This is a genomic window from Leyella stercorea DSM 18206, from assembly GCF_000235885.1.
In the GTDB taxonomy this organism is placed as follows: Bacteria; Bacteroidota; Bacteroidia; order Bacteroidales; family Bacteroidaceae; genus Prevotella; species Prevotella stercorea.
Window position 1 is genome coordinate 1 of the sequence record NZ_JH379420.1, and the last position, 7442, is coordinate 7442.

Below are 7442 nucleotides of genomic sequence, written 5' to 3' on the forward strand. Positions count from 1 at the left end.
TCCGCATTTCACTTTTTTGTAGTAACTTTGCAGCGTTATATCCACTTGAAACATACATAATTATATAAATGAAGAAACTTTTTATCGAGACATACGGCTGCCAGATGAACGTGGCAGACTCAGAAGTCGTGGCTTCAATCATGCAGATGGCAGGCTACGAACTGTGCGAGAACGAGGCAGAGGCTGATGCCATCTTCCTCAATACTTGCTCTATCCGCGAGAACGCAGAGAACAAGATATACGGACGACTTGAGACTCTGCACGCAGAGAAGAAGAAGGGACGCGAGCTAATACTCGGCGTGCTCGGCTGCATGGCTGAGCGTGTGCGCGAAGACCTCATACAGAACCACTTCGCCAACCTCGTTTGCGGTCCCGACTCCTACCTCAATCTGCCGGACATGATTGCGCAGTGCGAGAACGGACAGAACGCCATGAACATCGAGCTGAGCACCACTGAGACCTACCGCGACGTTGTGCCGCAGCGCATCGGCGGCAACCGCGTGAGCGGTTTCGTGAGCATCATGCGCGGCTGCAACAACTTCTGCCACTACTGTATCGTGCCTTATACTCGCGGACGCGAACGCTCACGCGACGTGGAGAGCATCCTGCGCGAGGTGCGCGACCTGCACGACCGTGGTTTCAAGGAGGTGACACTGCTCGGACAGAACGTGAACAGCTACGGACTCACACCTGCCGGAAAGCGCATCGAGGGCGGCTGCTCGTTCGCCGAACTGCTGCACAAGGTGGCGCAGAGCGTGCCCGACATGCGCGTGCGCTTCACTACATCCAACCCCGAGGATATGACCGACGACATTCTGTACGCCGTAGCCGAAGAGCCTAACCTCTGCAAGCACATCCACTTCCCGGCGCAGAGCGGTTCGACAAAGATACTGAAACTGATGAACCGCAAGTACACACGCGAGCAGTACTTGGAGCGTGTGGAGGCAATACGCCGCATCATACCCGGCTGCGGACTCTCTACCGACCTCTTCGTGGGCTATCACGACGAGACGCCGGAGGACCACGCAGAGACACTCTCGCTGGTGCGCGAGTGCCAGTTCGACTCGGCTTTCATGTTCAAGTACTCCGAACGCCCGGGCACATACGCCGCCAAGCACTTGCCCGACAACGTGCCGGAGGAGGTGAAGATAGAACGCCTCAACGAGCTTATAAGCCTGCAGACGGAGGTGAGCGCTGAGCAGAACCGCAAGGACATCGGCAAGACATTCGAGGTGCTCGTAGAGGGCTACTCGAAGCGTTCGCGCCAGCAGCTCATGGGACGCACCGAGCAGAACAAGGCGGTGGTGTTCGACAAGGGCACATACCGCATCGGCGACCGCGTCATGGTGAAGATAACGGATGCCACATCGGCTACGCTGTTAGGCACTATAGCAGAATAAACCCACCATCAGGCACTACATCAGAATAAAGACATGAAAGAATTTCTACAGGTACTGAGGCGCTTCGTGCCGCCATACAAGAAGTACATCGCGCTGACAGCCACGTTCAACGTGCTGTCGGCTGTGCTCAACATCTTCTCTTTCGCAGCACTCATCCCCATCCTTCAGATACTCTTCCGAACAGAAGGCGCAGGCAGTGCTACGCATCTCATGCCGTGGAGCTTCGACAACATAAAGGAGGTACTGTCGAACAACGCCGACTACTACGTGACGCAGCTCATAGCCAACGTCGGACCGACCACTACCCTACTCGTAATCGGTCTGTTTCTCGCCTTCACCACGTTCCTCAAGACGGGTGCATACTTCCTTTCGTCGGCTACAATCATACCTGTGCGAACGGGCGTGGTGCGCGACATACGCAACCAGCTCTACCGCAAGATTACATCGCTGCCGCTCAGCTTCTTCTCCGACGAACGCAAGGGCGACATCATAGCGCGTATGACGGGCGACGTGCAGGAGGTAGAGAGCTCGATAATGTCGTCGCTCGACATGCTCTTCAAGAACCCTATTCTCATCACGTTCTACTTCGGAGCACTCATCTTCATCTCGTGGCAGCTCACGCTCTTCACCATCGTCTTCGTGCCAATCTTCGGATGGTTCATGGGCTGCGTGGGCAGAAAACTCAAGAAGAAGTCTATCAAGGCGCAGTCGCTCTGGAGCGACACTATGTCGCAGGTGGAGGAAACGCTCGGCGGACTGCGCATCGTGAAGGCGTTCTGCGCAGAGGACAAGATGAACACACGCTTCTCGAACATCAACAACGAATACCGCGACGCCGTGCAGCGCGTGAACATACGCCAGCAGATGGCGCACCCGATGAGCGAGTTCCTCGGCACGGTGCTCATCATCATCGTGCTCTGGGTGGGCGGCATACTGGTGCTCGACAACAAGATACTCTCCGGCCCGTCGTTCATCTATTATCTCGTGATGCTCTACTCCATCATCAACCCCCTGAAGGAGTTCTCCAAGGCGAGCTACAACATTCCGAAGGGTCTCGCCTCGATGGAGCGCGTAGACAAGATTCTGAAGGCGGAGAACACCATCAAGGAACCTCTGCAGCCGAAGCACATCGCTTCGTTCGAGCATCAGATAGAGTTCCGCCACGTGTCGTTCCGCTACGGCGAGCAGTGGGTGCTGCGCGACATCAACCTCGTGATAGAAAAGGGCAAGACCGTGGCTCTCGTCGGACAGAGCGGATCGGGCAAGTCGACACTCGTCGACCTCATTCCGCGCTACTATGACGTGCAGGAGGGCGAGGTGCTCATCGACGGCATCAACGTCAAGGATCTCGGCATACACGACCTGCGACAGCTCATCGGCAACGTCAACCAGGAGGCGATACTCTTCAACGACTCGTTCCGCGGCAACATCACGTTCGGCGTGGAGAGTGCTACGCAGGAGCAGATTGAGCAGGCGGCGCGCATAGCCAACGCCCACGAGTTCATCATGCAGACCGAGCAGGGCTACGACACCAATATCGGCGACCGCGGCGGACGTCTCTCAGGCGGACAGCGACAGCGTGTGAGCATTGCACGCGCCATACTGAAGAATCCGCCGATACTCATCCTCGACGAGGCTACATCGGCACTCGACACCGAGAGCGAACGCCTCGTGCAGGACGCGCTGGAACGCCTCATGAAGTCGCGCACGACGGTGGCTATCGCCCACCGCCTGTCTACCATCAAGAACGCCGACGAAATATGCGTGATGCACGAAGGCGAAATCGTGGAGCGTGGCACGCACGAAGAACTCATCGCACTTGGTGGTTACTACAAGAAACTGCACGAAATGCAGAAGTAACAGCCTTAGGGATAAAGAAAGCCCGAAGTCCTGATCTACTGGACTTCGGGCTTTCTTCGTTCTACCGAATAGCAATATATACTTACGCCTTCCTACTTCAACGATTCGTCATACAATACATTGCCATATGCTGCACTTCGTTGACTATAGCAGGATAAGCCTTAACAAACTCATGCAATCCAATACTGTTGCCTTGCTCGTCATAGGTTTTGCCTACGCCCTGAAATTCGGTTCCTTCAACCGCAACCTTGCCGTTTGCATGAAACACCTTTATCAATGTAACCTTTCCCTCTTCAAAAGTTATACATACCGTTTTATTGTCTTCAGACCATGCCTTTCCACTGAAAGGCTCTTCATCATAATACGCTACGGTAAGGCTCTTGTTGAATACCAGCTGACTTATCTTAACCTCCTTAGTACACGACATAAGAGTGAATACGCACAAAATCAATAAAAGTTTTCTCATATAGAACTACTGTATCTTGTTATATATTTATTGTGTAGAATATTTTCTCGAACACAGCCTTTTCCTTATTCCAATCTCCCGTGGAATAAGTGGCTGTATTCGTTCTGCCCTCCGTATCGGTAAATGTGAATACAACCGGTGTCGCTGATGTGTATAGCTTCTTTATGTCCTTATAGCTCAACTGGGCAGTTGTACGCACAACGAAGTTGCTACCCTTCGTTTCGTGATACAAAAGCTTTACATCTGAAGCCTCCGTCGTAAACGTACCGTTGCTCACGGACAAGCGGCTTATATCCTCGCGATTAGGCGAAACAACAGTAAAGTTCATGGTCAGCGAGTCGCAATGAGACACATAAGTCATATCGAATACAAATCGCTTAATGTCCTTGCTACGCTCGCTCAGCTTCTTGTTACCAATAAAATAAGCATCTCCCTTTTTTGTAGAGAAAGGATTTAAGCGGTTCGAAACAGACTGTGCGCTCGTACTGGCAATGCCAGTTGCAAGCATTATCATCAATAGAAATATTCTCATCTATCATCTATTTTAAAAAAAGAAGGATAACCTACTACTGTTGGTTATCCTTCCTATAAATTTCATTTAACCGAAACTACATCTTAGTGATTACTCACCGTAAACGTAAGTTGTCTTTGTACCGTAAAGACCAAGGATGCTTGTTGTCTTAACGTCAACGTGAGAAATCTTCTTGATACCTGCCTCCTTAGCAGCTTTGTTAATACTTGCGTCACCACCGAAAGTCAGAACGCTGAGGAATACCGGATAAGAAGCCTGACCGCACTTTGTACCTACTGTGTTTGATGTTGCAGCGAGTGGGTTCACTGCTGAACAGCTTGTCATTGCTGCAGCTACCAAGAGAGCTGCCATTACCTTTAATGATTTCATAGACAATAAATTTAAATTTTTGTAATTGTATAAAAATACCATTTGCAAAATTAAAGGGTTATTAATGAATAGATGTTTTTTTTGTTAATTTATTTTAAACAGATGTATTTTTATGCACAAGACTAATCTAATACACCTATTAGTATAAAATAAACATAATAAAGCCATACTTTTTACCACACGATATAAAAACCAAATAACCACAGAACAACCAGTTATCCACAATTTACACAACCTGTTGATAACTCCGTAACAGACTGACTCACAAATCTTATTTATCAACATACCTGTGTATAACTACGTTAGTTTGTAGGTACATGAGTACTTACAGGCGTGTATATGAGGGTGGAGAGGTAGGAAAAAGGCGTGTACGGGAGAGCGACGTTATGCACAGGAGGACAGCGTGATTGCGCACAGGAGGATAGCGTGGTTGTGCGCAGGAGGGTAGCGTTATACACGGGAGGGCAGCGTGATTGCATACAGGAGGGTAGCGTGGCTATGGCAGGATGCCATAGCCTCCTAAATTAGCGAGTTATCCACAATTATCAACAACCTGTTGATAACTCCATAACTAACTAATACCTAATGTAATGTTATCCACAAACACGTTGATAACTATGTTTAATAAACACTTTCGCACTCCGAAACATCATGTTTTATTATCGGATTCCGTCCGCCACCCGATCAGATTCCGTCCGCCGCCCAATCAGATTCCGTCCGCCGCCCGATCGGACGGCGTTCGGTGCACGATGACATAAGCTGCAGTTATAAACAACATTAGCTATAGTTATACCCAACATTAGCGATACTACAACCCAACATCAGTAACACTCTTACACCGCATCAATTATAGTAATCCCAGGCAGCAATCGGTATGCTATGGCATGATACTACCCTGTACATTGTTGATAATGTGGATAACACAGGTAACAGGCTGATATACAACAATAAGTTATCAACACCTGTTGTTAAGAAAGATGTGGAAAGATGGTGTTTGGACAGCGATTTGATATAGTTGACAAGCTCATTCGCACCATAAAACGACCGTGTCAACATAAAAATAGCGCATCACCTGTTGATATTGTTTATAACTTGTATAATAGACTGAAAACCAATAGAAAGTTATCAACAGATGTGTGGATAACTGTGTTAATAGGAGGGTATGGCATCCCTGCCATACCCACGCCGCAGTATTGATGGTTACGTGCAGTCACACTGCCTTATTGATGGCAAATTGCGAGGGTATGGCAAGGATGCCATACCCTCCTATGTCTTCATTTCGAGTTTTAACACACCTCCTGTTATTATTCACAAATCTATTGATAACCTGTTGATAACTTACTAACAACACTGTTAACAACTTAGCGGTTATCAACAGGCGGACAGGCAGAGTAGGGTGGATGTGGATAACTGTGTGCGTTATCAAATTAATATTCTAAAGTTTTCCACAGGTTTTTAAGAGAAAAAGATATAAACTTATTAACTTTGCAGGTGTAATAGCACTTTTGTGTATAACTAACATATATAACTCATTTTCAAAGAGAAAATATTAACACAACCTGTTGATAATGATGTCTTACAGGTTTATAACGAAATAACCAAAGAAATAGGTAGAAAGTTTTCAACGTACTAACAGTATATCATACTCATAATCTTTTTCTTTTCTTTAAAAATAAAAAGAAATAGATATATAAAGAGATGTTGGTAAGTAGTCTACTCGTTAACTTGTCCGCTCGTTAACTTGTCTGCTTGTTTACTCGTCAACTAAAAAAAAATATGAACAACGATTGGAAAGAGAAGGGTTACATCGACGAAGCGGTTGATGAATCCGTTGACTTGAAAAAAGAGATACGTCGCTTGTGTGAGGAGAAGGACGCTGTTGTGCTGGCTCACTACTATACGGTGGGCGAAGTGCAGGAGGTGGCTGACTTCATTGGCGACTCGCTGGCATTGGCTCGTAAGGCTGCGAAGACCGATGCGAAGATTATCGTGATGTGCGGTGTGCACTTCATGGCTGAGACCTGTAAGCTACTCTCGCCGGAGAAGAAGGTGTTGTGCCCCGACCTCACTGCCGGCTGCTCGCTTGCCGACTCGTGCAAGGCGGAGGACCTGAAGGCGTTCAAGGAGCAGCATCCTGGCTATAAGGTGGTGAGCTACGTGAATACGACGGCTGCGGTGAAGGCACTCACGGACGTGGTGGTCACCTCGGGCAACGCGAAGAAGGTGGTGGACAGTCTGCCGAAGGACGAGAAGCTCATCTTCGGTCCCGACTATAACTTGGGCAACTATATAAATAGTGTTACGGGTCGCGATATGCTGCTGTGGAACGGCGGATGCCATGTGCATGAGAAGTTCTCGGTAGAGGCTATCGTGAAGTTGAAGGCGGAGCACCCGGAGGCTGTGGTGATGGCTCACCTGGAGTGTAAGGCACCGGTGCTGGCTGTGGCTGACGTGAAGGGTTCTACGGCTACGATGCTCGATTATGCTAAGGAACATAAGGAGACGAAGGAATACATCATAGCTACCGAGGCTGGCATCCTGCACGAGTTGCAGCGCTGCTGTCCCGACGTGACATTCTATCCGGTTCCGCCGGAGGTGTCTGAGGGTGGGGTAGGCTGCTCTTGCAACGAGTGCGAGTATATGAAGAAGAATACGTTGCTCAAGATATACAATACGCTGCGCTACGAGCTTCCGGAGGTGACTGTGGACGAATCTATCGCCAAGGATGCCGTTAAGCCGATAGAGCGAATGCTTGAGCTTTCCTAAGGAGTGGTTCCCACTGAATTGTAGGAGGGTATGGCATCCCTGCCATACC

At 48.9% G+C, this 7442-nt stretch carries 6 protein-coding genes; 3 read left to right on the top strand and 3 right to left on the bottom strand.

Annotated features, from left to right (window positions below; all coding sequences use genetic code 11):
- Window positions 1-68 precede the first annotated feature (68 nt).
- Both miaB and HMPREF0673_RS06065 read left to right on the top strand, forming a co-directional pair.
- On the top strand, window positions 69-1400 hold the full coding sequence (gene miaB / locus HMPREF0673_RS06060) for a tRNA (N6-isopentenyl adenosine(37)-C2)-methylthiotransferase MiaB (protein ID WP_007899477.1): 1332 nt from the start codon (window positions 69-71) through the stop codon (window positions 1398-1400).
- 33 nt (window positions 1401-1433) lie between these two features.
- Window positions 1434-3260, top strand: coding sequence for an ABC transporter ATP-binding protein (locus HMPREF0673_RS06065; RefSeq protein WP_007899478.1), 1827 nt, complete (start codon window positions 1434-1436; stop codon window positions 3258-3260).
- 97 nt (window positions 3261-3357) lie between these two features.
- Here the strand turns inward: HMPREF0673_RS06065 and HMPREF0673_RS06070 are convergent, their stop codons facing one another.
- From HMPREF0673_RS06070 to HMPREF0673_RS06080, 3 genes are all read right to left on the bottom strand, one after another.
- A complete protein-coding gene (locus tag HMPREF0673_RS06070) occupies window positions 3358-3726 on the bottom strand; it encodes a toxin-antitoxin system YwqK family antitoxin (protein WP_007899479.1) in 369 nt (122 codons plus the stop codon).
- A gap of 19 nt (window positions 3727-3745) precedes the next feature.
- Entirely contained in the window at window positions 3746-4258 is a 513-nt protein-coding gene (locus HMPREF0673_RS06075) for a hypothetical protein (RefSeq protein WP_007899485.1), read from the bottom strand.
- Between the two features lie 90 nt (window positions 4259-4348).
- The gene (locus HMPREF0673_RS06080; RefSeq protein WP_040596552.1) at window positions 4349-4627 is read right to left on the bottom strand and encodes a TRL domain-containing protein; all 279 of its coding nucleotides are present in this window, start codon (window positions 4625-4627) and stop codon (window positions 4349-4351) included.
- 1776 nt (window positions 4628-6403) lie between these two features.
- Here HMPREF0673_RS06080 and nadA point away from each other — a divergent pair.
- Window positions 6404-7393, top strand: coding sequence for a quinolinate synthase NadA (nadA, locus tag HMPREF0673_RS06085; protein ID WP_007899498.1), 990 nt, complete (start codon window positions 6404-6406; stop codon window positions 7391-7393).
- The last annotated feature ends 49 nt before the right edge of the window (window positions 7394-7442 follow it).